Below are 26,304 nucleotides of genomic sequence, written 5' to 3'. Positions count from 1 at the left end.
ATCTCACCCATCCAGCTCACTGATATCAGAGAATAATCCATGAAATCGCATGCAAAGGTCGTGGTCATTGGCGGTGGCGTCGTCGGGTGCTCCGTGCTGTTCCATCTGGCCCGCCACGGTTGGACCGACGTCGTGCTTCTGGAGCGCGACGAGTTGACGTCGGGCTCGACCTGGCACGCGGCCGGCGGCATGCACACGATCAATGGCGATCCCAATGTCGCCAAGCTGCAGAAATACACCATCAACCTCTACAAGGAGATCGAGGAGCTTTCCGGCCAGGCGACCGGCGTGCATCTGACTGGTGGCGTGCTTCTCGCGGCGACCGAGGCGCGGCTGGACTGGCTGCGCGGGGTCGTCGCCAAGGGCCGCTATCTCGGCATCGAGCTTGAGGAGATCTCGCCCAGCGAGGCGGCCGAACTGATGCCGCTGCTCGATCCCAAGCAGTTCGTCGGCGCTGTCAGAAACAAGGAGGACGGCCATCTCGATCCGTCCGGGGTGACCCATGCCTATGCCAAGGCCGCACGCAAACTCGGCGCCGAGGTCGAGCGCTTCACCAAGGTCGAAGACATCGTACGCCGTGCCGACGGGATGTGGCGCGTCATCACCAACAAGGGCGAGGTGGTAGCTGAGCATGTCGTCAACGCCGGCGGCCTGTGGGCGCGCGAGGTCGGCCGCATGGTCGGCCTCGAACTGCCGGTGCTGGCGATGGAGCACATGTACCTGATCACCGAGGACATGCCGGAGGTCGCCGCCTGGAACCAGAAGACCGGCACGGAGATCATCCACGCGGTCGACTTCGATGGTGAGCTCTATCTGCGCCAGGAGCGTGGCGGCATGCTGATGGGCACCTATGAGAAGGCCAACAAGCCGTGGTCCGAGTTCCAGACGCCATGGAATTTCGGCCATGAATTGCTGGCACCGGACATCGATCGCATCGCGCCGTCGCTGGAGGTCGGGTTCCGGCATTTCCCAGCCTTCCAGAACACCGGCATCAAGCAGATCATCAACGGACCCTTCACCTTCGCGCCGGACGGCAACCCGCTGGTCGGGCCGGTGCGCGGCCTGCCGGGCTTCTGGGTCGCCTGCGGCGTCATGGCCGGCTTCAGCCAAGGCGGCGGCGTCGGCCTAGCGCTGTCCAACTGGATGATCGAGGGCGATCCCGGCGCCGACATCTGGGCGATGGATGTCGCGCGCTATGGCGACTGGGCGACGATGGCCTACACCAACGCCAAGGTGCGCGAGAATTATTCCAGGCGCTTTTCGATCCGCTTCCCCAATGAGGAGTTGCCCGCCGGGCGGCCGCTGAAGACGACGCCGGTCTATGATCTGCTATCGGCCAAGGGCGCGCAATGGGGCGTCGCCTATGGGCTGGAAGTGCCGCTGTGGTATGCGCCCGAAGGCGTCAAGGACGAGTTCTCGTGGCGCCGCTCGAGCGACTTCACCCAGATCGCCAGGGAGGTCGCGACCGTTCGCGACGGTGTCGGGCTGTCCGAGATTTCGAGCTTCGCCAAATACAAGGTGACGGGCGAGGGGGCGGCTGCCTGGCTCGACCGGATGCTTGCCTGCAAGCTGCCGAAGCCCGGCCGCATGACGCTGGCGCCGATGCTGAAGGAAGACGGCAAGCTGATCGGCGACTTCACGCTCGCCAATCTCGGCAGTGAGGGCTGGTTCCTCGCCGGCTCCGGCATCGCCGAGCAGTACCATATGCGCTGGTTCGAGAAGCACCTGCCTGGCGACGGTTCGGTCCGTATCGAGGCGCTGGGCGCCAAGCTGACCGGCCTGTCGATCGCCGGGCCGAAGGCGCGTGATATGCTGGCAAAAGCCACGCGCGCAGACGTGTCGAATGCCGCGGTTCCGTTCATGGCCATAGGCAGGATGGATATCGGCATGGCGCCGTGCCTGGTCGGCCGTGTCAGCTACACCGGCGATCTCGGCTACGAGATGTGGGTGGCGCCGGAGTATCAGCGCGCCGCATTCCAGGCCCTGATGGCGACCGGCGAGGAATTCGGCATCGGCCTGTTCGGTTCGCGCGCGCTCAACGCGCTGCGGCTGGAAAAGACTTACGGCTCATGGGCGCGCGAATACCGGCCGATCTACGGGCCGCTGGAAGCCGGGCTCGACCGCTTCGTTGCTTACAGCAAGGATGCGGATTTCATCGGCAAGGCCGCGGCACTCGCCGAGCGCAAGCAGGGCGGCAAGCTGCGCCTGCGTGCCTTCATCCTCGATGCCGACGACGCCGATGTCATCGGCGACGAGCCGATCTGGTTCGACGGCGCCGTGCGCGGCTGGGTGACTTCGGGCGGCTACGCGCATCATTCGAAGAAATCCGTCGCCGTCGGCTATGTGCCGAAGGAGATCGCCGACGAGAGCGACGGCTTCGAGATCGAGCTCTTGGGCAAGCGTCATGCAGCGCGCATGCAGGCGGCGCCGCTTCGATGCCAATTTCGAGCGGATGCGCGCTTGAGCACGCATCCCTCTCAGGGCGTCAGGCGCTGCGCCGGTTGTCCAGCGCAAAAGCACCGGCGCCGGCAAACACCAGATAGAGGAAGATGAAGCAGAACGAGATCGCCAAATCGCCGCCATTGTTGACCGGGAAGAAGTTGCGCGGCATGTGCGCCATGAAATAGGCGATCGCCATCTCGCCGGCCAGAAGGAACGCGACCGGGCGAGTGAACAGGCCCAGCGCCAGCAGGATGCCGCCGGCGAATTCGAGAATTGCAGCAGTGAGTGTCAGCCCGGTGAGCGCATGGGGTTGGTCGCTGATGGGAAAATTGAACAATTTCTGGCTGCCGTGCTCGATGAACTGCAGCGCGGTCATGATGCGCAGCACGCCGAGCGCCTGCGGCTGGTATCTGGCAAGGCTCTCGAAAAGCTTCATAAATGGCTCCATTTTAGCTTCCGGACCGGCCATAAATTATCGACCAGCAATGGACCATTCACTTCCCATGGCATGCCATCAACAATCGGTGATTGGAAATGTTCCCCAGTTTGACCTTTCATATTGTTCTCGTCAGGGTTGCATTCGTATCTCTATGGTTGTATTAGTGTGGGCATTCTAAACATGTGGGTTCCTTTGTTATGAAAAAAGTCTTCATCAGCCTATTCGCAATCCTTGCAGGGACCAGCTTCGCCATGGCCGAGGATGCCGGCTGCGAGGCCTTCAAATGGCCGGTGACGCGGGAACAGGCGCTGTTTGCCGCAGCGCCCGCAACGCCGTCTGGAGCGACGCTCGCGGTGGGTGCTGCTGCGGATCTGGCACTGGTGCCGGCAGAGAAAGCCGGTTTTACGCTGCCGCCCGAACATGCCCCCGCATCGGGCACGTTCGGTGCCGTCGCCAGCGTGGAGGTGCCGACCGAGGGGGGCATTCAGATAAGTCTGTCAGGCGAGGCCTGGATCGATGTCATTCAGGACGGCCACGCCATCAAGTCGGTGGGCTATAGCGGCGTGAAAACCTGCCCTGGCATCCGCAAGAGCGTGCGCTTCAAGCTCGCGGCCGGCCCGGCCACCGTCCAGTTCAGTGGCGCGAAAAAGGCCGAGCTGAAGGTCGCGGTGCTGACGCCGGAATAAGACCGCCAGGCAGAGGAGTGCGGCCTTTCATCGGGGGTCGATGAAAGGCCGTCGCTTCGTGCCACCGGTTTTTATTGCCGTCAGCGCACCGGCGCCATCAAGGCGAAATGCGCGCCTTGCGGATCCTGGCATTGCACGATCCAGCTGCCTCCGGGAACTTCCATCGGCCCCATCAGGATCTTGCCGCCACTGTCGGTGACGCGTTTTGCGGCCGCGTCGATCCCGGTGACGTTGAAATAGAACTGCCAGACCGGCACCGGGATCTGCTGCGGCTTGTTCATGATGCCGCCGCCGGATTCGGGGCCGGCCGTGAAGGTCTGGTAGGTGCCCATCGGGCCCATGTCGAAATCGCCGGCATTGGCCCAGCCGAACTGGTCGGAATAGAAATCGAACGCGGCCTTCCAATCCGATGTGTAAAGCTCATGCCAGCCGATATGGCCTGACGTGCTGGCCGGCACGATGGGCTGGTCCGGGCCGTTCGGCTGCAGGAACATGAACGTGGCGCCCTGTGGATCGGCGACGACCGCAAAGCGGCCGACGCCCGGAATGTCGTCGGGCTGGCGGTGAACAGCACCGCCGACTTTCTCCAGCGATGCCGTTGAGGCATCGACATCTTTTGTATGGATGTAGCCGAGCCAGGCGGGCGGCATACCCATCTTGGCCGCGTCCTCGGGTATTGTCATCAGCCCGCCGACGCCACGCTCGCCGACATTCATGACGATATAGCGCGGCATGCCGGGGGCCTTGTCGAAAGGCTGCGCCGTCCAGCCGACCACCTTGGTGTAGAACGCCTCGGCGGCGTCGAGGTCTGTGGTCATCAATTCGTACCAGAAGAAGGGCATCGGGGATTTTGGCATGGTCGGTCTCCTCACCGGTTATGCATCGATCGTCGGTCGATCCATCCTAGGACGATCTTCACGACGAAAATCCGACAACCGCCCAGACAATAATGTCGATCCATGACAAGCGTTCCCGGGTTGCGCGCCCAGCGTTTTCGATTTCTCTGCGGTGGAGAGGGGTTGTCGTTCATGCGCCGGATGTCGCTTACGCCTGAGCTTGTCGCACTGTGCCATCGGGAGGAGGCCGATCCCGGCCCGGACCCGAGCTGGACGGAGTTGAACGACGAGGATTTCCGGACCCTTGCCTTGCGGCTGTCTGACGAAGCCGACGACGGGCCGCTATGGGTGTTCGCCTACGGGTCGCTGATCTGGAAGCCGGAGTTCGAGTCGGTCGAGCAACAGCTCGCCACGGCCTTCGGCTGGCACCGCTCCTTCTGCCTCGACATGGTGCGTTGGCGCGGCAGCGCCGAGCAGCCGGGGCTGATGATGGCGCTCGAACGGGGTGGACGATGCAACGGCGTGATCTATCGATTGCCTGAAGGCGAAAAACCGGCCCAGATCGAAAGGCTGCTGCGGCGCGAGATCAGCGACCATGAAAGTATCGACACGGTCAGATGGCTGCCGGTGCATACGGCACAAGGGTCGCTGCGCGCGCTTGGCTTCTGGGTCGGCGTGAGGGGCAGGGGAACGTCGCTGAACCAGCCTCTGGACAGGGTGGCGAGCGTGCTGGCCAGAGCCTGCGGGCATATCGGGTCCGGCGCCGAATATCTCTACAACACTGTCAGTCATCTCGAAGCGTTCGGCATCACGACCGCAATCTGTGGCGGTTGCAGGAGCTGGTTGCAGACGAGATACGGGCTGTCCATGGCCGTGCTGTCGAGCCCAGCCATTCGCTCGCACTGCAAACGCCATAACATGAGTATAAAAATCATGTTTTACTCAGGCTTTTCAGGGCCTTGCGTCGAAAATTGACCAATTGATAAAAAAATAAAACGTGCTAGCCTTCCCCAAAACGAAAACATGGGGAACTGACGATGCCAGCAGGCCAGTTCAAAGAGGGTATTGCCGGAGGCCGGCTTGCGGCCGACCAGTATGCGGACAATTTTTCCGACCTGCACCCGCCGCTCGATCATCATGAAGCGCTGGTCGAATCCGACCGCTGCTATTTCTGCTACGACGCGCCGTGCATGAATGCATGCCCGACCTCGATCGACATTCCGCTGTTCATCCGCCAGATCTCGACCGGCAATCCGATCGGTTCGGCCAAGACGATTTTCGACCAGAACATTCTGGGCGGCATGTGCGCCCGCGTCTGCCCGACCGAGACGCTGTGCGAGGAGGTCTGTGTGCGCGAGGTGGCGGAAGGCAAGCCGGTGCAGATCGGCCGCTTGCAGCGCTACGCCACCGATGTCGCGATGAGCGAGGACAAGCAGTTTTATCAACGCGCCACTGCCACCGGCAAGACGGTCGCCGTGGTCGGGGCAGGGCCGGCCGGCCTCGCCGCTGCGCACCGGCTCGCCCGCCATGGCCATGACGTGACCATCCTGGAGGCGCGGTCGAAGGCCGGTGGGCTCAACGAATACGGCATCGCCGCCTACAAGAGCGTCGACAATTTCGCCCAGGCCGAAGTCGACTACGTCACCGCCATCGGTGGCATCGACATCCAGAACGGCAAGGCGCTTGGCCGCGACTATCAGCTGTCCGACCTGATGCGCAATTACGATGCGGTGTTTCTCGGCATGGGGCTTGGCGGCGTCAATGCGCTGCGCGCCGATGGCGAGGATGCCGACGGCGTCACCAATGCGGTCGAGTTCATTGCCGAGCTGCGCCAGGCCAGCGATCTTTCCAGCCTGCCGGTTGGTCGGCGCGTCGTCGTCATCGGCGGCGGCATGACGGCGATCGACGCGGCGGTGCAGTCGAAGCTGCTCGGCGCCGAGGAAGTGACGATCTGCTACCGGCGCGGCCATGAGCAGATGAACGCTTCCGGGTTCGAACAGGATCTGGCTGCCGCCAATGGCGTCACCATCCGCCACTGGCTGCAGCCGAAGCGGGTGATTGCCGAAGGCGGCAAGGTGTCTGCCATCGAACTCGAATACACCGCCATGAATGGCGACAGGCTTGCCGGCACCGGCGAGACGCTGACGCTCATCGCTGACCAGGTGTTCAAGGCGATCGGCCAGAGTTTTGTCCCGGCCGCGCTCAACGGCAGCGGTGCTGCGATCGAGCTCGAAGCCGGTCGCATCAAGGTCGATGCGGAAGGGCGCACGTCGCTTGCCAAGGTCTGGGCCGGCGGCGACTGCATATTCGGCGGCGACGACCTGACCGTCTCGGCCGTCGCGCAAGGCCGCGATGCGGCGGAGAGCATCCACAGGAGCCTCGCTCAGGGATAGGATCATGGCCACGGTGGAACCGGGCATCGCCCGTCACTACGACATATCGGGTCTGGAAGAGCGGATTATTGACGCGCTCGCCGATTGGGGCGTGGACGTTGCCAATCTGAGTGCGAGCGATCTCGAAGCGGTCGACGAATTCCACATTGGCGGTGTGGCCGCCACGAAGGCACTCATCGAGCAGATGGGGCTGAAGCCGGCGACCAAACTCCTCGACATCGGATCTGGCGTCGGCGGTCCGGCCCGCTTTGTCGCGAACAGCGCCGGCGCCGATGTTACCGGCATTGATCTCACGCAAAGCTATGTCGATATCGCGACCAGCCTGTCGAAGCGAACCGGGATGGCCGGCAAGACGCGGTTCGTGCAAGGCAGCGCGCTGGACATGCCATTCGCGGACGCCAGCTTCGATGCGGCTGTCATCCTGCATGTCGGCATGAACCTTCCCGACAAGCCGAGACTGATGAGCGAGGCTGCCCGCGTGCTGCTACCGGGCAGCGTCTTGGCCGTCTACGATGTGATGCGGCTGAAGGACGGCGCGCTGACCTATCCGCTGCCATGGGCGTCTGATGAAACCATGTCCTTCGTCGCCACGCCGGACGACTATCGCTCGGCGGCCGTCGCCGCGGGGTTTTCTGTGACCGCCGAGCGGCCGCGCGGCGCCTTTGCCATTGAATTCTTTGCCACGATGCGTGCGCGCCTGGCAGCCGCGCAAGCGGAAGGCAACAAGGCGCCGCCCGGCGTCGGCCTCATCATGGGCGAGGACGCCCGCACCAAGATCGCCAATATCACCGCCGCGCTTGAAGGCGGCATTCTTGCACCCGTCGAACTGCTCCTTCGTCTCGGTTGAAAGGGACCTGTCATGGCAGACATCCGCAACAATTTCGTCGGCATCAAATCGCCCAATCCGTTCTGGCTGGCCTCGGCGCCGCCGACCGACAAGGCCCACAACGTCATCCGCGCCTTCAAGGCCGGTTGGGGCGGTGTGGTGTGGAAAACGCTGGGCGAGGAAGGTCCGCCGGTGGTCAACGTCAACGGCCCGCGCTACGGTGCGATCTGGGGCGCCGACCGGCGATTGCTCGGCCTCAACAACATCGAGCTGATCACCGACCGCGACCTGCAGGTCAATCTGCGCGAGATCAAGCAGGTCAAGAAGGACTGGCCCGACCGCGCCATCGTCGTCTCGTTGATGGTGCCGTGCGTCGAGGAGAGCTGGAAGGCGATCTTGCCGGTGGTCGAGGAGACAGAGGCCGACGGCATCGAGCTCAATTTCGGCTGCCCGCATGGCATGTCGGAGCGCGGCATGGGCGCCGCCGTCGGCCAGGTGCCGGAATACATCGAAATGGTGGTGCGCTGGTGCAAGCAGAACACCCGCATGCCGGTCATCACCAAGCTGACGCCCAACATCACCGATGTGCGCAAGCCCGCGCGCGCCGCCTTTGCCGGCGGCACCGACGCGGTGTCGCTGATCAACACCATCAACTCGATCACCGGCGTCGACCTCGACAGTTTTGCACCGCAGCCGACCATCGACGGCAAGGGCTCGCATGGCGGCTATTGCGGCCCGGCGGTGAAGCCGATCGCCATGAACATGGTGGCCGAGATCGCGCGTGATCCCGAAACCCACGGCCTGCCGATCTCCGGCATTGGCGGCATCACCACCTGGCGCGATGCGGCCGAGTTCATGGCGCTTGGCGCTGGCAATGTGCAGGTGTGCACTGCGGCGATGACCTATGGCTTCAAGATCGTGCAGGAGATGATCGCCGGTCTCGAAAACTGGATGGACGAGAAGGGCCATGCCTCGCTCGACGACATTGTCGGCCGCGCTACGCCCAACGTCACCGACTGGCAGTATCTCAACCTCAACTATGTCGCCAAGGCACGTATCGACCAGGACGCCTGCATCAAATGCGGCCGCTGCCACATCGCCTGCGAGGACACCTCGCATCAGGCGATCACCAGCATGGTCGACGGCAAGAGGCATTTCGAGGTGATCGAGGCCGAATGCGTCGGCTGCAATCTGTGCGTCAATGTCTGCCCGGTCGAGAACTGCATCACCATGGAACCGCTGGCGGCAGGCGTTATGGACCAGCGCACCGGAAAGCCGGTGTCGCCGATCTACGCCAACTGGACGACGCACCCGAACAACCCGATGGCCAAGGTGGCGGCGGAGTAGGAGCAGCCATTCGTCGAAAAAAGCGGCGCCTTCGGGCGCCGTTTTTTCATTTTCCTATTGCAGATAAAAAATATCCACGATAAAAATTATCTATGAATAGAGATCGACACCATGAAGCTGGGCGAGGGCGTTGAAGCAGCCATCCACTGCGCCGCCATGCTGGCCGGCGTGGATGGCGACGCGACCATTCCCGGCGCCGCCATGGCGCAGGCCTTTGGCCTGTCGCCGAGCTATCTCCTGAAGCATCTCAACATGCTGAGCGTGGCTCGCATCCTGGAATCGGTGCCGGGACCGGCGGGCGGCTACCGGCTGGCGCGACCGGCCGAGCACATAACGCTGCTCGATATCGTGCTCGCCGTCGAAGGGCGGGAGCCGGTCTTTCGCTGCGGCGAGATCCGCCGCAACGGTCCGGCCAGGCTCGATGTCTCGGCTTACGTGAAGCCCTGCGGCATCAACGCCGCGATGCTGAAGGCCGAGAAGGCCTACCGCGCCGCACTCGCCGAGGCAAAGCTGTCCGACATCGTGTCCGAATTCATGACCGATGCCGATCCGCGTTCGGTCGCCGCCGGCTGCGCTTTCGTGGCGCGCCATCAGCGGCTGCAGAAATCCAGTTCAGCCAAGCAGACGTGAAAGGAAAGAGGATGAAACAGAGGCTCCAGTTCTTCGCCAAGGCGCCGGAGATCATGAAGGCGGTGTCGGCGCTCAACAAGGCGGTGGACGAATGCGGGCTCGAGGAAAGCCTGCTGCACCTGATCAAGCTCAGAGCGTCACAGATCAATGGCTGCTCGTTCTGTGTCGAGATGCACAGCCGCGAGGCCAGGCGCGACGGCGAGACCGAGCAACGGCTCTATCTGGTTTCGGCCTGGAAGGAATCGCCGTTGTTTTCCGAGCGCGAACGCGCCGCCTTCGCCTGGACCGAGGCGGTCACTTTGATCGCCAACAACGGCGTGTCGGACGAACTCTATGCAAAGACGCTCGAGCATTTTTCGGAAGAGGAACTGGTCAAGCTGTCCGTCGCGCTCGGCATGATCAACACCTGGAACCGGCTTTGCATCCCGTTCCACGCCCTTCATCCGATGCCGGCGGCCAAGGCTGCCTGATTGTCCAAGAGGGCTTTGGAGCGCCGTCGAGGAGGCGGCGCTGGATGTGCGTTTTCATAGCGACTGCGGCACTGCAGCCCCGACGGCATCGATCATTAAATCGGAACCAATCGAGCCGTTGACGCATTTCGTCCCTGTATGCCGAGCATCCCGGGATGAAATATGAAAATTGCCCATGTCGCGCCGCTTTATGAATCGGTGCCGCCCAGACTTTATGGCGGCACCGAACGCATCGTCTCGTATCTGACCGAAGCGCTGGTCGATCTGGGCCATGAAGTGACGCTGTTTGCCAGTGGCGACAGCCAGACTTCCGCAAAGCTGGTCGCCGGCCGGGAATGCGCGCTTCGCCTCGATCCGCGTCCGCTCAAATCCGAGATCGCGGCGCATCTTTCGATGCTTGCCGATGTGCGGAAACGGGCGCGCGAGTTTGACGTCATCCACTTCCACCTCAGCCACTTCCTGCACTTTTCCTTCTTCGAGGACATGGCGGAGCGGACGGTGACGACGCCGCATGGCAGGCTGGACTATGTCGACCTGGCGCCGGCCTATGAGCGTTTCCCGCGCTTTCCGATGATTTCCATTTCGCACAGCCAGAAGGCAGGCCTTGCCAGGGCCAACTGGTTGGCAACAATCCACCACGGACTGCCGACCGGTATCTATGAACCGACTTTCGAGACGAAGGCGCAGGAACCCTATCTTGCCTTCCTCGGCCGGTTCTCACGCGACAAGCGCCCCGATCGCGCCATCGAGATCGCCTTGCGCTCGGGGCTCAGGCTGAAGCTTGCGGCAAAGATCGGCGACGACGATCGCGCCTATTTCCACGAGGTGGTCGAGCCTTTGATCGACGGCGATCGCATCGACTATGTCGGCGAGATCGAGGAGCACCAGAAGGCGGAATTTCTCGGCAATGCGGCCGGCCTCTTGTTCCCGATCGACTGGCCGGAGCCCTTCGGCCTTGTCGCCATCGAGGCAATGGCCTGCGGCACGCCGGTGATCGCCTGGAATTGCGGCGCACTGCCCGAGATCATCGATCAGGGCGTGACCGGCTTTATCGCGGATTCGATGGATGGCGCGGTCGCCGCGGTGCCGGACTTGCTGCGGCTCGACAGGCGAAAAGTGAGAGCCGTTTTCGAAAAGCGGTTTTCCGCCAGAAGAATGGCCGGCGACTATTTGGCCGCCTACGCGCGCCTGATCGGCGTCCCGGCCGAAGCGAAGGCGTCGTGAACGGCGACGCGCTCGAGCGACGGGAACGAAACGACAGGGATTTGTGACGAATGGCCCAACTCGACGAGCGCCAGCTCGATCCCGCGGTAGCCCTTGCATCGCTCGACGCGACCGCTCCTCGCGAGCCACACCGGCTGTTTGCGCTCAAGCAAGGCGACTGCTTTGTGGTTGCCGATGCCTATGGCGACATACGCGGCGCCGGTGACGGTTTCTTCCGCGACGACACACGCGTGCTCTCCGAATTCCGGCTGACCGTCGGCGGCAGGCAGACATCGTTGCTCGGCGCTTCGCTCAGCCAGGACAATGTGCTGTTCACCACCAACCTGACCAATCTGCCGATGCTCAGCGCCAGCGGTCGCGACATTCCGCAGGGCGCGATTCATGTCGAACGCGTCCGGCTGCTTTGGCAGGACAGGCTGTTCGAACGCATCACGCTTTCCAACTACAGTCGGGAAACCTCGACAATCGGCGTTTCCCTGCACTTTGCCGCCGATTTCCGCGACATGTTCGAAGTGCGCGGCTCGACGCGACTGCGGCGCGGCATGGCCCATATGGCCGAGATGGGTGCGGCATCCGTCCTGCTGCGTTACGACGGGTTGGACGGGCTGGCGCGCGCGTCGGCGATCTCGTTCTCGCAGGCTCCGGATCAACTGACAGCCGACCGCGCCGATTTCCTGCTCGCCGTAACCAAGCGCAGCAGCAAGGTGCTCTATGTCGAGGTCGGTTCCGAGGTGGAGGATGCGCCCGATCGCGACCGTTTCCGCGCCGCCGCCGCCCGGGCCCGCTTTGGCATGCGGGCCAAGCGCCGCCATGGCGCGACGGTGCACAGTTCCGGTCGCGTCTTCAACGACTGGGTCGAGCGCGCCCGCGCCGATGTCGCGCTGCTGACCACCGAGCTTCCGACCGGACCCTATCCCTACGCCGGCATCCCCTGGTTCTCGACGGCGTTCGGCCGTGACGGCGTCATCTCGGCGCTGCAGATGCTCTGGCTCAACCCAGGCCTGGCGCGGGGCGTGCTGGCCTTCCTTGCCCAGCATCAGGCGACGGAGACGTCGCCGTTCAGCGATTCGCAGCCGGGCAAGATCATGCATGAGACCCGCAAGGGCGAGATGGCGGCGCTGCGGGAGCTTCCGTTCGGCCGCTACTATGGCGGCGTCGATACGACGCCGCTCTACATCCATCTCGCCTGTGCCTATGCCGACCGCACCGGTGACATGGCGTTCATCGACAGCCTGTGGCCGTCGCTGTGCGCCGCGGCCGAATGGACGGAGGAGGCGGGCCGCGAGACCGGATTCGTGACCTACCAGCGGGCAGCCGAGTCCGGCCTCGCCAATCAGGGCTGGAAGGACAGCTTCGATTCCGTCTTTCATGCCGATGGCCGCATCCCCAGGGGTCCGATCGCGCTGGTCGAGGTGCAAGGCTATGTCTTTGCCGCCTTCCGGGGGCTGGCGGCGCTCGCCCGTCGCCGTGGCGAGGACGAGAGAGCCGATCACTGGGACAGCCGCGCCGAGGCCATGCGGGTGGCGGTGGAACGCGATTTCTGGCTCGACGATCTCGGCTTCTATGCCCTGGCGATCGACGGTGCCGGCGAGCCCTGCAAGGTGCGGACCTCGAATGCGGGCCATCTTCTCCTTGTCGGGCTTCCCGAGCCGGCGCGGGCGCAGATGGTCGCCGATCAGCTTCTTTCGGCCTCCTTCCATTCCGGCTGGGGGCTGAGGACGCTTGCCGACGATGCCGTGTTCTTCAACCCGATGTCGTACCACAATGGCTCGATCTGGCCGCATGACACTGCCATGTGCGGCGCCGGACTGGCGCGCTATGGCGAGCGCGACAGCGTGGTCCGCCTGATGAGCGGCACGTTCGAATCCGCGGTCCATTTCAACATGCGGTTGCCGGAACTGTTCTGCGGTTTTACGCGCGCACCGGGCGAAGCACCGATCGCCTATCCCGTCGCCTGCCTGCCGCAAGCGTGGTCGGCGGGTTCCGCCTTCATGCTGATGCAGGCCTGCCTTGGCCTGGAGATCGATGGCTGGGATGGCGAAATCCGCGTCACCCGTCCGAGACTGCCGATCGGCATCGACACACTCACGCTGCGACATTTGGGCGTCGGCGAAAGAGTGGTCGATCTCACGTTCCAGCGTGTCGGCGACCGGGTCGTCGCCTTCCTCGCCGACCGGCATGAAGGGCTGGTGCCGCTCATCGTCAGAACATGATCCGAGCCAGATTGGCTGGAACCGATCCCGGCTTTGTGCGTTGCAAAAAATACAGGTCCGGACGGCGACCAGGTCGCTGGCGGACAGTTTCAAATCGGAAACACGAACAAAAAGGCCGCCGAACGGCCGAAGGTGAGTTGGCATTCCAATGACAGATTATGGTGCGGACCTGCTCTGGGTTCTGATCCTCGCGAGCCTCGGTCTCTCCGCTCTTGCCGTTTTCTTCTCCATATCGCGGCAACGCCGCAGTCACCCTCCCACGATTGCACATCCGGCCGGTGAGGACGTGGCCGCGGAAGCGGCGCGCAAGGTGATACGGGAGTTCGAAAAGAACGGCCAATCGGCCGATGCCGCCCTGGTGACATGGTCGCCCGAAACATTGCGCAAGATCCTGACCGATGACCTGCCCGATGCGCAGGTCATCGTGGTCTCCAACCGCGAACCGTATATCCACAACGTCAAGGGCAATGGCGTCGAACTGCTTGTGCCGGCCAGCGGGCTGGTTTCGGCGCTGGAGCCGATCACGCGCGCCTGCGCCGGCACATGGATTGCCTATGGCGGTGGAACGGCAGACCGTCTCATGGTCGACAAGGACGACCGGGTACAGGTGCCGCCCGGCAATCCGTCCTACACGCTGCGCCGGGTCTGGCTGACCGAGGAAGAGCATCAGGGCTACTATCTCGGCTTCGCCAATGAGGGCCTGTGGCCGCTTTGCCATATCGCCTTCACCCGGCCGATTTTTCGCGCCTCGGACTGGGAGGCTTATGAGGCCGTCAACCGGAAGTTCGCCGATACGGTGGTGGCCGAGGCGCGCAACGAGCGGCCGATCGTGCTGGTCCAGGACTACCACTTCGCGCTGCTGCCGCGGATGATCCGCGAGCGCCTGCCCGAGGCGATCGTCATCACCTTCTGGCATATCCCGTGGCCGAACTCGGAAGTGTACAGTATCTGTCCGTGGCGTGAGCGCATCCTCGAGGGGCTGCTCGGCAGCTCGATCATCGGTTTCCACACCCAGTTCCACGCCAACAATTTCACCGAAAGCGTCGATCGTTTCCTGGAAAGCCGCATCGAGCGGGCGGATGCGGCCATCTCCTATGGCGGGCAGACGACGCTGGTGCACGCCTATCCCATCTCGATAGAATGGCCGGCGGACCTTCTGGCAAGATTGCCTGATGTCGATGACTGCCGCGCCCGCCTGCGCGCCAGGTTCGGGCTGAGAGCGGATGTGAAGCTGGGCGTCGGCGTCGAGCGCCTCGACTACACCAAGGGCATTCTTGATAGGTTTCAGGCGCTCGACGAATTGTTCAAGCGATATCCGGAATGGATCGGAAAACTGGCCTTCCTGCAGATAGCGGCACCCAGCCGCGGCACGCTCCCGGCTTACAAGCTGCTCCACGACGAATGTCACCGCTATGCCGAAGAGCTCAACGAACGTTACGGCAGCGAAGGTTACAAACCGGTGATCATGGTGGCTGAACATCACACGCAGGAACAGGTCTATGAGATCTATCGCGCCGCCGACATATGCATGGTCACCAGCCTGCATGACGGCATGAACCTGGTCGCCAAGGAATTCGTTGCGGCGCGCGATGACGAACAGGGCGTCTTGATGCTCAGCACATTCGCCGGCGCCTCGCGCGAATTGCTGGAGGCGCTGATCGTCAACCCCTACGACGCCGCCATGATGAGCGAGACGCTGCTGCAGGCGCTGACCATGACGCCCGACGAACAGCGCGAGCGCATGCGGCCGATGCGGCAGATGGTCCGCGACAACAATGTCTATCGCTGGGCCGGCAGTATGCTTCTGGATGCGGCGCGCCTGCGCAAGCGCGGCGACGTCGATCGGGCAACGGGCACTAGCGATCGGCAGCCTCCAAGCGTCGACAATGTCGTCTCCATGTTCGAGCGCAAACGGCTGGCAATATCATGAGCGAGACCCTGCAGAAGCCGCAGACCTTGCTGACCGGCGAATGGGCGTTGTTCCTCGACATTGACGGCACCCTTTTGGAACATGCGGAACACCCGGACGCCGTCTCGGTCAGCGACGAGCTTCGCTCCTTGCTGCAAGGCCTGGATCACAAGTTGAACGGGGCATTGGCCGTTATTACAGGCCGCTCCGTTGCGGCCGTGGACCAGCTGTTTCAGCCTTTGAAACTGCGCGCGGCCGGGCTTTATGGCCTGGAACACAGGCTCCTGCCGGACGACGACGTCGAAGTCGCGGGAGAGCCGGCGGATATTGCCGCTCTTGCCGACGAGATCGAGGCCGAGCTCGGGCGTGGGCAGGCCTATATCGAGCGCAAGGGCCGGGTGCTGGCCATCCACACGCGCGGTGCCCCGCATCTGCTTCCGCGCGCGACGCAGCTTGTCGAGCAGGCGCTGGCCACCCTGCCGAAGGGCTACCGGGTGGTTGCCGGCAATGCCGGCGTGGAACTGCTGCCGCTCGAGGCAGCCAAGGGTGCTGCGATCCGGCGGTTCATGGGCATGGCACCATTCAGAGGCCGCCGCCCGGTCTTCCTGGGCGACGACACGCCGGACGAAAACGGCTTCGAAGCCGTCAATGATGCCGGCGGCATATCGATACGGGTCAAACCACCCGCGCAGACAACCGCGCGGTACGGCCTTGCCGGCGTTGCCGAAACGCTCGCCTGGCTGAGAGGCCAACTTTAGGTCCAGACGAGGGATGCAAGCGCGATTGCGCATCTTGGAAGGATATTTCGGCCAGGAAAGGAACGGTACGATGGGACGCTTTGCACGTTTGGTTCGTGAGATCACGCCGAGTTGGCTCAATCCTCGCTCCGCCCGCCATGCGGCCGCCGACATTTCACCGTCCGAGGCAGACGCCAGTTGGCAGGAAGCGATCGATAACAAGATGTATGGGGCCGATACGCCGGATTATTCCCATGTTCCGGAGCAGTCCGCTTCAGGTGCGGCAAGACCGGCCGGCGACAGGGCCAAATAGGCAGCAGGCCTGGCGGCGCCCAATCATGGCGACGATCCCTGGCCCGCTGCTCGCCCCTTCGACAAGTCCGGCTACGGCCTTGCCGGCCGCTGCCATTTTGCTTGTCCCTACGCCGCAAATCGCAGGCCGCCATCGCAGGTCAGGACCTGGCCGGTCATGAAGCGGTTGGAGACGAGAAAGGCGATGGCGTCGGCGACGTCCTCGGCGCGGCCGATTCGGCCGACCGGGGTCTTGCCGGCATAGTCGGCAAAGATCGCCTGCCGCTGCTCCTCGGCCAGAAAATCCCACCAGGGCGTATCGATGACGCCGGGCGCCACGACATTGACGCGCAGCGGCTTCAGCTCCACGGCCAGGATCGGCACCACGGTCAAAAGCATGCCGTTGATGGCGGCGATGCCGGCGACGCCCGGCGTCGCAAGCTGTGCCGATACTGCCGAGATGAAGGTGGCCGATCCGCTCTTGTTCAGAGTCGGCAGGGCCGCCTGCAGGCAGGACAGCTGCGGCCTCACTTTCTCGTCGACACCGCTGCCGATGTCGGTCAGGTCAAGCGTCTGGAAGGGGCCAAGGCCCTTGCCGCCGCTGGCCGCCAGGACCAGGTGGTCGAAGGGGCCTAGGCGCTCGAAGAACCCGCTGACCTCGTCCGGCTTCGCGGCATCGAACGCAGCCTTGTCGACAGCGCCGCCAAGGCTCTTCCATGCGCTGTTGAGCCTGTCCTGATTACGCCCGGTGATGGTCACCTTCATGCCGGGACCAAGCAGTTTGCGCGCCGTCGCCAGGCCGATGCCGGACGAGCCGCCAATGATGACGGTGTGCTGGATTGTCGTGGTCATGAATGCTGTTCCTTCGATGTTGGGGAGGCGAGGCCGACAAGGTCGAGGCTCAGACTGCGCAACTGTTGTCTTGCCTTGGCATCGTAGGCCTGGGCGTCGGCGCGGGATTCCCGCAAGCCGTCGAAATAGAGGCCGCTGCGTCCTTCCAGCGCCGATGAAGTCGCGAGGTTGAGGATGGCGTCGGCGCCGGTTTCGACTGAACTCCACGGCGTCACGCCGGCCTGGCGGACCATGGTGGTGTTCATGTAGCTGGCCGGATGCAGCGCGTTGACGGTAACGCCGGCCCCTTTCAGCTCCTGCGCAAGGTCGATGGTGAAGAGGATCTGCGCCAGCTTGCTCTGGCAGTAGGCGCGCACGCCGCCGTAGCTGCGGGTCAGCATGACATCGCCGAAGTCGATCGCCTGCTGTCCTGCCGAGGCGACATTGACGATGCGCGCCGGCGCGCTCGCCTTGAGCAACGGCAGAAGTTCCGATGTCAGCAGGAAACCGGCGAGATAGTTGACCGCGAAGCGCAGTTCGTAGCCGTCGGCGCTGACCTGCCGCTTGGCACCTTGGCCTGCGGTGCCAATGCCGGCATTGTTGACAAGGATGTCGAGCCGGTTCGCCCTGGCGCGCACGGCCTCGGCGAGGCGGCGCACCTCGGCCAGCGAGGAGAGGTCGGCGACCAGCAGCTCGGCCTTGCCGCCGGCGGCTTCGATCTCAGCGACGGTCGCCTTGCCGCGCGTCGCATCGCGGCCATGCACCAGCACACGGGCGCCACCAGCGCCAAGCCGCTGCGCGACGACGCGGCCGACGCCGTCGGTCGACCCGGTGACGAGGATTGTCTTGTCTTTGAGTTCCATATTCGGACCCTCCGTTCTGTTGCTCTGAACGGAAGATGGGACAGCGGGAGCGCGCCAAACAGTTCAAACTTTATCCTGGTATCAATACTGCTATAATACGCTCATGGAATCCCAACCCCACTCTGCTCCCACTCACTCCGCTGAAGACAGCCGCCGGCGCGAGCTGGGCGCCTTCCTGCGCTCGCGCCGCGAAAGGCTGACGCCATCGGCAACCGGCATCGCCACTGGTCTCAGGCGGCGTACGCCGGGCCTGCGTCGCGAAGAGGTGGCGATGATCGCCGGCGTCGGCACGACCTGGTACACATGGCTGGAGCAGGGGCGGGAGGTCAGGCCCTCGGTCGAGGTGCTGACGGCGCTCTGCGAGGCGCTGCGGCTCGACGCGGCCGAAAAACAGCATCTGTTCATCCTCGCCGGCCGCCAGCAGCCGGAACGTCGCGCCGTGGCGCCGGAAAAGGTCGACGGCCCCTTGCTGCACATGCTGCAAAGCCTGGTGCTGCAGCCGGCCTATGTCGTCGGCCGGCGCTGGGACGTGCTGGCCTGGAACCCGGCGGCGGTGGCGGTGTTCGGCGACTACGGTCTGCTGGAGGGTGATGCCCGCAACATCGTCCACATGGTCTTCACCAATCCGCACCACCGGCGGCTGCTGGTCGACTGGGAGCAGCTGGCGCGCATCGTGCTGGCCTCGTTCCGGGCCGCAAGCGCCAGATATGTCGGCGATCCGGATTTCGAGCGGCTGATCGAGTTGATGACGCGCTCGAGCCCCGAGTTTCGCGCCTGGTGGCCGCAGCGCGACGTCGCGCACCGATTGTCTGGGGTGAAGCATGTCCGGCACCCGAGCGCCGGCGCCATGACGTTCGAGCATATGAGCTTGTCAGTGGGCGACGGCTCCGACATGAAGCTGATCGTCTACACGCCGCTTGCCGAGCAGAACTCGATCGCCAAGCTGCAGACATTGCTGGACGCGCTGCCGGCCGAACGGCGCAGCGCCTGATAACCGCCGAAAGTTAGTTTTTCGGCTTCAGCCCGTCGAGGAACAATTGCTCCAGGAAGCGGGCGGCGTCTTCGAAGCGGCCGTCGCCGCCGCGGTCGGCTCCGAGCACGGCGCGGACCTGGACGTCGAAATCGGCATAGTGCTGCGTCGTCGCCCAGATCGAGAAGATCAGGTGCCAGGGGTCGGTCCTGGCGATCTTGCCGGCGCGCATCCAGCCCTTGATGACAGCGGCCTTTTCGTCGACCAGCGTCTTCAATTCGCCGGCCAGCAGCGGCATGATGCGCGGCGCGCCTTGCAGGATCTCGTTGGCGAACAACCGGCTCTCGCGCGGAAAATCGCGGGCCATTTCGAGCTTGCGCCTGATGTAGTTGCGCAATTCGGTCATTGGATCGCCGATGTCGTCGAGTTCACGCAGCGGCGCCAGCCAGGTGTCGAGCAGGCGCTGCATCAGCGTCTCGTGGATGTCCTCCTTGCGGCGGAAATAATAAAGCAGGTTCGGCTTCGACATGCCGGCGGCTTCGGCGATCTGGTCGATGGTCGAGCCGCGAAAACCGTTGGTGGAGAAAACCTCGAGCGCCGCCTCCAGGATGAGTTCGCGCTTTTCCTGCTGGATGCGGGTGCGGCGAGGGGCGTCCGTGCTGGTGTTCACCGTTGCGGGCCCTCGCGTTGACGGTCATCTGGACCAATTCTCTGGACCAGTTTTTCCTTGGCCTGTGGAACGCACTTCAAGTGCCGCATTTCCGCTAGTAATCCCTTGACCGCCGACAGGGCGGTGCTAACGTTTGTCCAATCGGTCAAAAATTTGCGTAGCACGAAATCGCAACGAAGACCAAGCGTTGGGCGCACCGAAACAGGTTACAAGGGGAAGTCTTGGTCATGTCCAACCGGCTGAAAGTCACGCCGAACGATCTCAGCGCATTCTGGATGCCGTTCACGGCAAACCGGCAGTTCAAGCAGGCGCCGCGCATGATGGTGTCCGCCAAGGACATGCATTACACGACCAGCGACGGCCGCAAGGTGCTGGACGGCACCGCCGGTCTCTGGTGCGTCAATGCAGGCCACTGCCGGCCGAAGATCACCGAGGCCATCCAGCATCAGGCTGCCGAGCTCGACTACGCGCCGGCCTTCCAGATGGGCCATCCGATCGTCTTCGAACTGGCCAACCGCCTGGTCGACCTCGCGCCCAAGGGCATGGATCATGTGTTCTTCACCAATTCCGGCTCGGAATCGGTCGAAACGGCGCTGAAGATGGCGATCGCCTATCACCGCGCCAAGGGCGAGGGTTCGCGCACTCGCCTGATTGGCCGCGAGCGCGGCTATCACGGCGTCAATTTCGGCGGCATCTCGGTTGGTGGCATCGTCACCAACCGCAAGATGTTCGGCACGCTGCTCGGCGGCGTCGACCACATGCCGCACACGCATCTGCCGGAGAAGAACGCCTTCACCAAAGGCGTGCCGGAGCATGGCGCGGAACTCGCCAACGAGCTGGAGCGCATCGTCGCGCTGCATGACGCCTCGACCATCGCCGCCGTCATCGTCGAGCCGGTCGCCGGTTCCACTGGCGTCATCCTGCCGCCCAAGGGTTATCTGCAGAAGCTGCGCGAGATCTGCACCAAACACGGCATCCTGTTGATCTTCGACGAGGTCATCACCGGTTTCGGCCGTCTCGGCACGCCGTTCGCCGCCGACTATTTCGGTGTCACGCCCGACATCATGACCACCGCCAAGGGCGTCTCCAACGGCGTCATCCCGATGGGCGCGGTGTTCGTGAAGAAGGAAATCCACGACGCCTTCATGACCGGCCCCGAGCATATGATCGAGTTCTTCCACGGCTACACCTATTCGGGCAATCCGATCGCCTGCGCGGCGGCCTTGGGCACGCTCGACACCTACAAGGAAGAGGGCCTGCTGACCCGTGGCGAGGAACTGGCGCCCTATTGGGAAGACGCGCTGCATTCGCTGAAGGGCGAGCCGAACGTCATCGATATCAGAAACATCGGCCTGATCGGCGCGATCGAGCTGGCGCCGATCGCCGGCCAGCCGACCAAGCGTGCCTTCTCGGCCTTCGTCAAGGCGTTCGAGCGTGGCGCGCTGATCCGCACCACCGGCGACATCATCGCGCTGTCGCCGCCGCTGATCATCACCAAGGGCCAGATCAACGAATTGATCGACCACGTGCGTGAAGTCTTGAGGGCGGTGGACTAAATCTGCTTAGACCTAGACGGGTGGCGACGGGAACCGCCGCCCGCCCAGGACATGAAATGAGAGGACTTGGAATGGCCGCACCCGGCGAGAATCTGCGAATCAATTCAGACCGTTTGTGGGATTCGATAATGGAGATGGCGAAGATCGGCCCCGGCATTGCCGGCGGCAACAATCGCCAGACCGTGACCGACGAGGATGGCGAGGGCCGGCATCTGTTCAAGCGCTGGTGCGATGCGGCCGGGCTCGAAATGGGCGTCGACGAAATGGGCACCATGTTCGCCCGCCGCGAAGGCACCGATCCCGACGCGTTGCCTGTCTATGTCGGGAGCCATCTCGACACGCAGCCGACCGGTGGCAAATATGACGGCGTGCTCGGTGTGCTCGGTGGGCTTGAAGTGGTGCGCTCGCTCAACGACCTCGGCATCAAGACCAGGCATCCGATCGTCGTCACCAATTGGACCAACGAGGAGGGCGCGCGCTTTGCGCCGGCGATGATGGCGTCCGGCGTGTTTGCCGGCGTGCTCGACCAGGCCGATGTCTACGAACATGTTGACAAGCAAGGCAAGAAATTCGGCGAGGAGCTGGAGCGCATCGGCTGGAAGGGCGCCGAGAAGGTCGGCGACCGCAAGATTCACGCCTTCTTCGAACTGCATATCGAGCAGGGGCCGATCCTTGAGGATGAAGGCATCGACATCGGTGTCGTCACCCACGGGCAAGGTTTGAAATGGCTGCAGGTGACGCTGACCGGCAAGGAGTCGCATACCGGTTCGACGCCAATGCCCAAGCGCCGCAATGCCGGGCTTGGCATGGCCAGGGTGATCGAACTGGTGCACGAGATCGCCATGGACTACCAGCCCGACGCCGTCGGCGCGGTCGGCCATATGGAGGTGTTTCCCAACTCGCGCAACATCATCGCCGGCCGCACCGTTTTCACCATCGACATCCGTTCACCCGAGAAGGAAGTGCTGGATGCGATGGACGGCCGCATCCGCGAAGGCATCGACACGATCTGCGAGGCGCTCGACATCCAGTACAAGATCGAACAGGTCGGCGCCTTCGACCCGGTCACCTTTGACGCCGGCTGCGTCAAGGCAATCCGCGATGCCGCCGACCGCCTCGGCTATTCGCACCGAAACATCGTCTCCGGCGCTGGCCACGATGCCTGCTGGATCAATCGCGTTGCGCCGACCGCCATGGTGATGTGCCCCTGCGTCGACGGGCTCAGCCACAACGAGGCCGAGGACATCACGAAGGAATGGGCGTCGGCCGGCGCCGACGTGCTGTTCCACGCTGTGGTGGAGACGGCTGTCATCGTGGAGTGAGCTTATAATCCGCATTCCAAACGTCGCTCGCAAGAAGCGCGAAGAGAACAAGGGAACAAGAAAAATGACCAAAGTCATCAAAAACGGCACCATCGTCACCGCCGACCGCACGTGGAAGGCCGATGTGCTGTTCAAGCACGGCAAGATCGCCGCCATCGGTTCGGACCTGCATGGCGACCACGAGTTCGACGCCACCGGCTGTTATGTGATGCCGGGCGGCATCGATCCGCACACCCATCTCGAAATGCCGTTCATGGGCACCTATTCGGCCGATGATTTCGAATCCGGCACGCGGGCCGCCCTTGCCGGCGGCACCACGATGGTGGTTGATTTCTGCTTGCCGGCGCCGCAGCAGTCGCTGCTCGAAGCCTTGCAGATGTGGGACAACAAGACCTCGAAAGCATCCTGCGACTATTCCTTCCACATGGCGATCACCTGGTGGGGCAAGCAGGTGTTCGACGAGATGGCCACCGTCGTCGACAAGGGCATTACCTCGTTCAAGCACTTCATGGCCTACAAGGGTGCGCTGATGGTCGACGACGACGAGATGTATGCGTCGTTCCAGCGCTGCGCCGACCTTGGCGCGCTGCCGCTGGTGCATGCCGAGAATGGCGACGTGGTTGCAGCCCTGTCGCAGAAGCTGCTTGCGGCCGGCAACAATGGCCCGGAGGGCCATGCCTATTCGCGCCCGCCGGAAGTGGAAGGCGAGGCGACCAACCGCGCCATCATGATCGCCGACATGGCAGGCGTGCCGCTCTATGTCGTGCATGTCTCCTGCGAGCAAAGCCACGAGGCCATTCGCCGGGCGCGCCAGAAGGGCATGCGCGTGTTCGGCGAGCCGCTGATCCAGCACCTGACGCTGGACGAGAGCGAGTATTTCGACAAGGACTGGGACCATGCGGCGCGCCGCGTGATGAGCCCGCCCTTCCGCAACAAGCTGCACCAGGATTCGCTGTGGGCCGGCCTGCAGGCCGGTTCGTTGCAGGTGGTGGCGACCGACCATTGCGCCTTCACCACCAAGCAGAAGCGCAACGGCGTCGGCGATTTCACCAAGATCCCGAACGGCACAGGTGGGCTGGAAGACCGCATGCCGGTGCTGTGGACCACGGGCGTCAACACCGGACGGCTGACGATGAACGAGTTCGTCGCGGTGACCTCGACCAACATCGCCAAGATCCTCAACATGTATCCGAAGAAGGGCGCCATCGTCGAAGGTGCTGACGCCGACATCGTTGTCTGGGATCCAAAGCGCAAGAAGAAGATCTCGGCGAAGAAGCAGCAATCCGTCATCGACTACAATGTATTCGAAGGGTTCGAGGTGACCGGCCTGCCGCGCTTCGTGTTCTCGCGCGGCGAGTTGTTGATCCAGGAGGCCGAGGTCAAGGCCAAGCCGGGGCATGGCGAGTTCGTCGGCCGCGAGCCGAACGCGGCGGTCAACCGGGCGCTATCGACGTGGAAGGAAATTTCCGCGCCGCGCAAGGTCGAACGCACCGGCATCCCGGCGACCGGGGTTTGAGTTTGGCGCGCTCGGCCGCGCTCATCTCGTTGGTTCTGGCGGCAGTTGTCGCTGGTCCGGCAGCAGCGAGCGGCGTGCTGGCCGGCTCCTGGGGCAACGATATCGGCTGTGCCGGCGTAAAGGCCGGTTATCAGGACAGTGATGCCTATATCGTGCTGACCGCCGAGGGCATCGAGACCTATGGCAGCGGCTGCCGGTTCGCGCAGCAATTGACGTCGGTGCTGGGTGCCCAATCGCTGACTTCGACCTGTTCCGCCGAGGGCGAGGCGGGGACGACGATCGAAACCGTTGTGGTCACCAACAAGGGGGAGGATGGGTTCTTCGTCACCATTCCCGGCCTTGAAGAAATGGGGCCGCTGCAATCATGTTCGTGACATTGGGGGTGAGCATGCGCGGTTTTTGTCTGTCTGTTGCGATGGTTCTCGTGCTGGCGGCCGGTCAGGCTTCGGCGGCAGGCATCGATCTGTCCAAGCCCTACGGCAACAAGTCCGGCTGCATCAACAAGAATGGTCAGAAAGTCTATGCCGAGGATATGCTGCTGTTGACGGACACGGATCTGATCACCGTGGCAAGCGCCTGCACATTCACCGACAAGCAGGCGAAGCTCGATGGCTCGCTGACCATCAAGGCGCAATGCGAGGCGGAAGGCGAGGATGGACAATCGCCGGCCGAGTTCACCGTCAAGCACAGTCCCAAGAACGCCAAGAAGCTGGTCATCACCGACGAGGACGGCAACGTCATGGGGGAAGTCTCCCGGTGCCGATGACGGTCAAATCACCATCGGCGCTGCCGGCTTCAGGCGACCAGCGCGTCCAGTTCCGGCAACAGGACGACGCTTTCCTGTTCGTTGGGATCGGTGCGGGCGATGACGGCCGACGACGGGGCGCCACTCAGATTGGCCGGGAGATGCGGCACGCCGGCCGGAATGTAGAAGAGGTCGCCGGCCTTGACGACGATATGATGCTCCAGCCGGTCGCCATACCAGGTATGGACCTCGCCGGAGAGCACATAGATCGCCGTTTCATGGCTCTCGTGCATATGCGCCTTGGCGCGGGCGCCGGGCGGCATGGTGAGCATATGCATGCAGATGCCGGAGGAGCCGACGGTTTCAGCGGCGATGCCTGCGAAATAGGTCAATCCCTGCTTGCCTTCATAAGTGGTTTCAGGGCGGATAAGATGACAAGTGGGCGACATCGGGGAAACTCCGGGCGTCGATTGAGTGGGACAAGGTTAGTGGGACTGGGGCCAATGGGACAGGGCGAGTGGAAAACAACATCGCGATAAAAGCAATCGGATTCCAGCCGGCGCCGCAGGGGCGGGAACGGGCAGGCTGCAGCCGATGACAGGGACTTCGCCAGCCGTCGTTTCGGCAAGCAAACTCGGACTGACCTTCCAGACCAATGACGGGCCGGTGCAGGCGTTGTCCAATGTCGACCTGACCATCGGCAAGGGGGAGTTCGTTTCCTTCATCGGGCCGTCGGGCTGCGGCAAGACCACCTTGCTGCGCGTCATCGCTGATCTGGAGAAGCCGACCTCTGGGACGATTTCGGTCAACGGCATGACGCCCGAACAGGCGCGCGAGAAACGCGCCTATGGCTATGTCTTCCAGGCCGCCGCGCTGTTTCCATGGCGCACCATCGAGCGCAATGTCGGGCTGCCGCTGGAGATCATGGGCCTGTCCAAGGCGGAGCAGGCGCAGCGCATCAAGCGCACGCTCGACCTCGTCAACCTCAGCGGCTTCGAGAAGAAATATCCCTGGCAGCTTTCTGGTGGCATGCAGCAGCGCGCCTCGATCGCGCGTGCGCTGGCCTTCGACGCCGACCTTCTGTTGATGGACGAGCCGTTCGGCGCGCTGGATGAGATCGTGCGCGACCATCTCAACGAGCAATTGCTGGAGCTGTGGGGCCGCACGAACAAGACCATCTGCTTCGTCACCCACTCCATTCCGGAAGCCGTGTATCTGTCGACGCGCATCGTCGTCATGTCGCCGCGGCCGGGCCGTGTCAGCGATGTCATCGAATCGACGCTGCCGAAAGAGCGGCCGCTCGACATCCGCGAGACGCCGGAATTCCTGGCGATCGCCGCGCGCGTGCGCGATGGGCTGCGGGCAGGGCACAGCTACGATGATTGAGG

Annotated in this window: 24 protein-coding genes and 2 pseudogenes; 20 read left to right on the top strand and 6 right to left on the bottom strand. The window is 63.4% G+C overall.

Annotated elements, in window-relative coordinates:
• The first annotated feature begins 39 nt into the window (after positions 1-39).
• Positions 40-2,464, top strand: a pseudogene (locus ACFFNA_RS03000) (GcvT family protein).
• A gap of 21 nt (positions 2,465-2,485) precedes the next feature.
• Here ACFFNA_RS03000 and ACFFNA_RS02995 read toward each other — a convergent pair.
• Positions 2,486-2,878 carry a DoxX family protein gene (locus tag ACFFNA_RS02995; RefSeq protein WP_378915469.1) on the bottom strand — a complete coding sequence of 131 codons (393 nt, stop codon included), beginning with the start codon at positions 2,876-2,878 and terminating at the stop codon, positions 2,486-2,488.
• A 200-nt stretch (positions 2,879-3,078) separates the two neighbouring features.
• Here ACFFNA_RS02995 and ACFFNA_RS02990 point away from each other — a divergent pair, with 200 nt between their 5' ends.
• Positions 3,079-3,567, top strand: a complete 489-nt coding sequence (locus tag ACFFNA_RS02990) for a hypothetical protein (protein ID WP_378915467.1) — start codon at positions 3,079-3,081, stop codon at positions 3,565-3,567.
• An 80-nt stretch (positions 3,568-3,647) separates the two neighbouring features.
• Here ACFFNA_RS02990 and ACFFNA_RS02985 read toward each other — a convergent pair whose 3' ends face one another.
• Positions 3,648-4,424 (bottom strand): VOC family protein, encoded by a 777-nt coding sequence (locus tag ACFFNA_RS02985; protein WP_378915465.1) that lies wholly within the window; start codon positions 4,422-4,424, stop codon positions 3,648-3,650.
• A gap of 171 nt (positions 4,425-4,595) precedes the next feature.
• On the opposite strand from ACFFNA_RS02985, the pseudogene ACFFNA_RS02980 reads away from it, so the two are divergent.
• The 11 genes and pseudogenes from ACFFNA_RS02980 to ACFFNA_RS02930 all read left to right on the top strand — a co-directional run bounded on the left by ACFFNA_RS02980 (position 4,596) and on the right by ACFFNA_RS02930 (position 16,465).
• A pseudogene (locus ACFFNA_RS02980) lies at positions 4,596-5,320 on the top strand (gamma-glutamylcyclotransferase).
• 120 nt (positions 5,321-5,440) lie between these two features.
• Complete coding sequence (locus ACFFNA_RS02975; protein ID WP_111543594.1) at positions 5,441-6,796, top strand: NAD(P)-dependent oxidoreductase; 1,356 nt, start codon at positions 5,441-5,443, stop codon at positions 6,794-6,796.
• A 4-nt stretch (positions 6,797-6,800) separates the two neighbouring features.
• Complete coding sequence (locus tag ACFFNA_RS02970; protein ID WP_111543595.1) at positions 6,801-7,643, top strand: class I SAM-dependent methyltransferase; 843 nt, start codon at positions 6,801-6,803, stop codon at positions 7,641-7,643.
• Between the two features lie 12 nt (positions 7,644-7,655).
• Positions 7,656-8,969 carry an NAD-dependent dihydropyrimidine dehydrogenase subunit PreA gene (preA, locus tag ACFFNA_RS02965; protein WP_378915462.1) on the top strand — a complete coding sequence of 438 codons (1,314 nt, stop codon included), beginning with the start codon at positions 7,656-7,658 and terminating at the stop codon, positions 8,967-8,969.
• A 111-nt stretch (positions 8,970-9,080) separates the two neighbouring features.
• On the top strand, positions 9,081-9,599 hold the full coding sequence (locus ACFFNA_RS02960; protein WP_378915460.1) for an RrF2 family transcriptional regulator: 519 nt from the start codon (positions 9,081-9,083) through the stop codon (positions 9,597-9,599).
• Positions 9,600-9,610: 11 nt separating this feature from the next.
• Positions 9,611-10,069: a carboxymuconolactone decarboxylase family protein gene (locus tag ACFFNA_RS02955; protein ID WP_378915458.1), complete on the top strand. Its 459-nt coding sequence runs from the start codon at positions 9,611-9,613 to the stop codon at positions 10,067-10,069.
• A 162-nt stretch (positions 10,070-10,231) separates the two neighbouring features.
• Positions 10,232-11,293 (top strand): glycosyltransferase family 4 protein, encoded by a 1,062-nt coding sequence (locus tag ACFFNA_RS02950; protein WP_378915456.1) that lies wholly within the window; start codon positions 10,232-10,234, stop codon positions 11,291-11,293.
• 50 nt (positions 11,294-11,343) lie between these two features.
• Complete coding sequence (locus tag ACFFNA_RS02945; protein WP_378915454.1) at positions 11,344-13,506, top strand: amylo-alpha-1,6-glucosidase; 2,163 nt, start codon at positions 11,344-11,346, stop codon at positions 13,504-13,506.
• A gap of 148 nt (positions 13,507-13,654) precedes the next feature.
• On the top strand, positions 13,655-15,436 hold the full coding sequence (locus tag ACFFNA_RS02940) for an alpha,alpha-trehalose-phosphate synthase (UDP-forming) (protein ID WP_378915452.1): 1,782 nt from the start codon (positions 13,655-13,657) through the stop codon (positions 15,434-15,436).
• Positions 15,433-16,173, top strand: coding sequence for a trehalose-phosphatase (otsB, locus tag ACFFNA_RS02935; protein WP_378915450.1), 741 nt, complete (start codon positions 15,433-15,435; stop codon positions 16,171-16,173). Before ACFFNA_RS02940 ends, otsB begins: the two co-directional genes overlap by 4 nt.
• Before the next feature lie 25 nt (positions 16,174-16,198).
• Positions 16,199-16,465, top strand: a complete 267-nt coding sequence (locus ACFFNA_RS02930; RefSeq protein ID WP_378915448.1) for a hypothetical protein — start codon at positions 16,199-16,201, stop codon at positions 16,463-16,465.
• A gap of 107 nt (positions 16,466-16,572) precedes the next feature.
• Here the strand turns inward: ACFFNA_RS02930 and ACFFNA_RS02925 are convergent, their stop codons facing one another.
• Both ACFFNA_RS02925 and ACFFNA_RS02920 read right to left on the bottom strand, forming a co-directional pair.
• Positions 16,573-17,295, bottom strand: a complete 723-nt coding sequence (locus ACFFNA_RS02925; protein ID WP_378915446.1) for an SDR family oxidoreductase — start codon at positions 17,293-17,295, stop codon at positions 16,573-16,575.
• Positions 17,292-18,137 (bottom strand): SDR family NAD(P)-dependent oxidoreductase, encoded by an 846-nt coding sequence (locus tag ACFFNA_RS02920; RefSeq protein ID WP_378915444.1) that lies wholly within the window; start codon positions 18,135-18,137, stop codon positions 17,292-17,294. Before ACFFNA_RS02920 ends, ACFFNA_RS02925 begins: the two co-directional genes overlap by 4 nt.
• Before the next feature lie 103 nt (positions 18,138-18,240).
• Between ACFFNA_RS02920 and ACFFNA_RS02915 the strand changes: the two genes are divergently transcribed.
• Entirely contained in the window at positions 18,241-19,128 is an 888-nt protein-coding gene (locus ACFFNA_RS02915; protein WP_378915442.1) for a helix-turn-helix transcriptional regulator, read from the top strand.
• Positions 19,129-19,141: 13 nt separating this feature from the next.
• Here the strand turns inward: ACFFNA_RS02915 and ACFFNA_RS02910 are convergent, their stop codons facing one another.
• Positions 19,142-19,777: a TetR family transcriptional regulator C-terminal domain-containing protein gene (locus ACFFNA_RS02910; protein WP_111543606.1), complete on the bottom strand. Its 636-nt coding sequence runs from the start codon at positions 19,775-19,777 to the stop codon at positions 19,142-19,144.
• A 227-nt stretch (positions 19,778-20,004) separates the two neighbouring features.
• Between ACFFNA_RS02910 and aptA the strand changes: the two genes are divergently transcribed.
• From aptA to ACFFNA_RS02885, 5 genes are all read left to right on the top strand, one after another.
• Positions 20,005-21,333: an omega-aminotransferase AptA gene (gene aptA / locus ACFFNA_RS02905; RefSeq protein ID WP_111543607.1), complete on the top strand. Its 1,329-nt coding sequence runs from the start codon at positions 20,005-20,007 to the stop codon at positions 21,331-21,333.
• Between the two features lie 71 nt (positions 21,334-21,404).
• Complete coding sequence (locus ACFFNA_RS02900) at positions 21,405-22,655, top strand: Zn-dependent hydrolase (protein WP_378915634.1); 1,251 nt, start codon at positions 21,405-21,407, stop codon at positions 22,653-22,655.
• A gap of 64 nt (positions 22,656-22,719) precedes the next feature.
• Positions 22,720-24,171 carry a dihydropyrimidinase gene (gene hydA, locus ACFFNA_RS02895; RefSeq protein WP_378915440.1) on the top strand — a complete coding sequence of 484 codons (1,452 nt, stop codon included), beginning with the start codon at positions 22,720-22,722 and terminating at the stop codon, positions 24,169-24,171.
• Positions 24,168-24,545, top strand: coding sequence for a hypothetical protein (locus ACFFNA_RS02890; RefSeq protein WP_378915438.1), 378 nt, complete (start codon positions 24,168-24,170; stop codon positions 24,543-24,545). Before hydA ends, ACFFNA_RS02890 begins: the two co-directional genes overlap by 4 nt.
• Positions 24,546-24,559: 14 nt before the next feature.
• A complete protein-coding gene (locus ACFFNA_RS02885) occupies positions 24,560-24,937 on the top strand; it encodes a hypothetical protein (RefSeq protein ID WP_167458401.1) in 378 nt (125 codons plus the stop codon).
• A 29-nt stretch (positions 24,938-24,966) separates the two neighbouring features.
• Here the strand turns inward: ACFFNA_RS02885 and ACFFNA_RS02880 are convergent, their stop codons facing one another.
• Positions 24,967-25,365, bottom strand: coding sequence for a cupin domain-containing protein (locus ACFFNA_RS02880; protein WP_184874971.1), 399 nt, complete (start codon positions 25,363-25,365; stop codon positions 24,967-24,969).
• A 145-nt stretch (positions 25,366-25,510) separates the two neighbouring features.
• Between ACFFNA_RS02880 and ACFFNA_RS02875 the strand changes: the two genes are divergently transcribed.
• Positions 25,511-26,302, top strand: coding sequence for an ABC transporter ATP-binding protein (locus ACFFNA_RS02875; RefSeq protein ID WP_378915435.1), 792 nt, complete (start codon positions 25,511-25,513; stop codon positions 26,300-26,302).
• Positions 26,303-26,304: the final 2 nt, after the last annotated feature.

This window comes from Mesorhizobium kowhaii, assembly GCF_042431665.1.
Classification (GTDB): Bacteria; Pseudomonadota; Alphaproteobacteria; order Rhizobiales; family Rhizobiaceae; genus Mesorhizobium; species Mesorhizobium kowhaii.
This window is presented reverse-complemented; position numbering and strand designations above follow the sequence as displayed.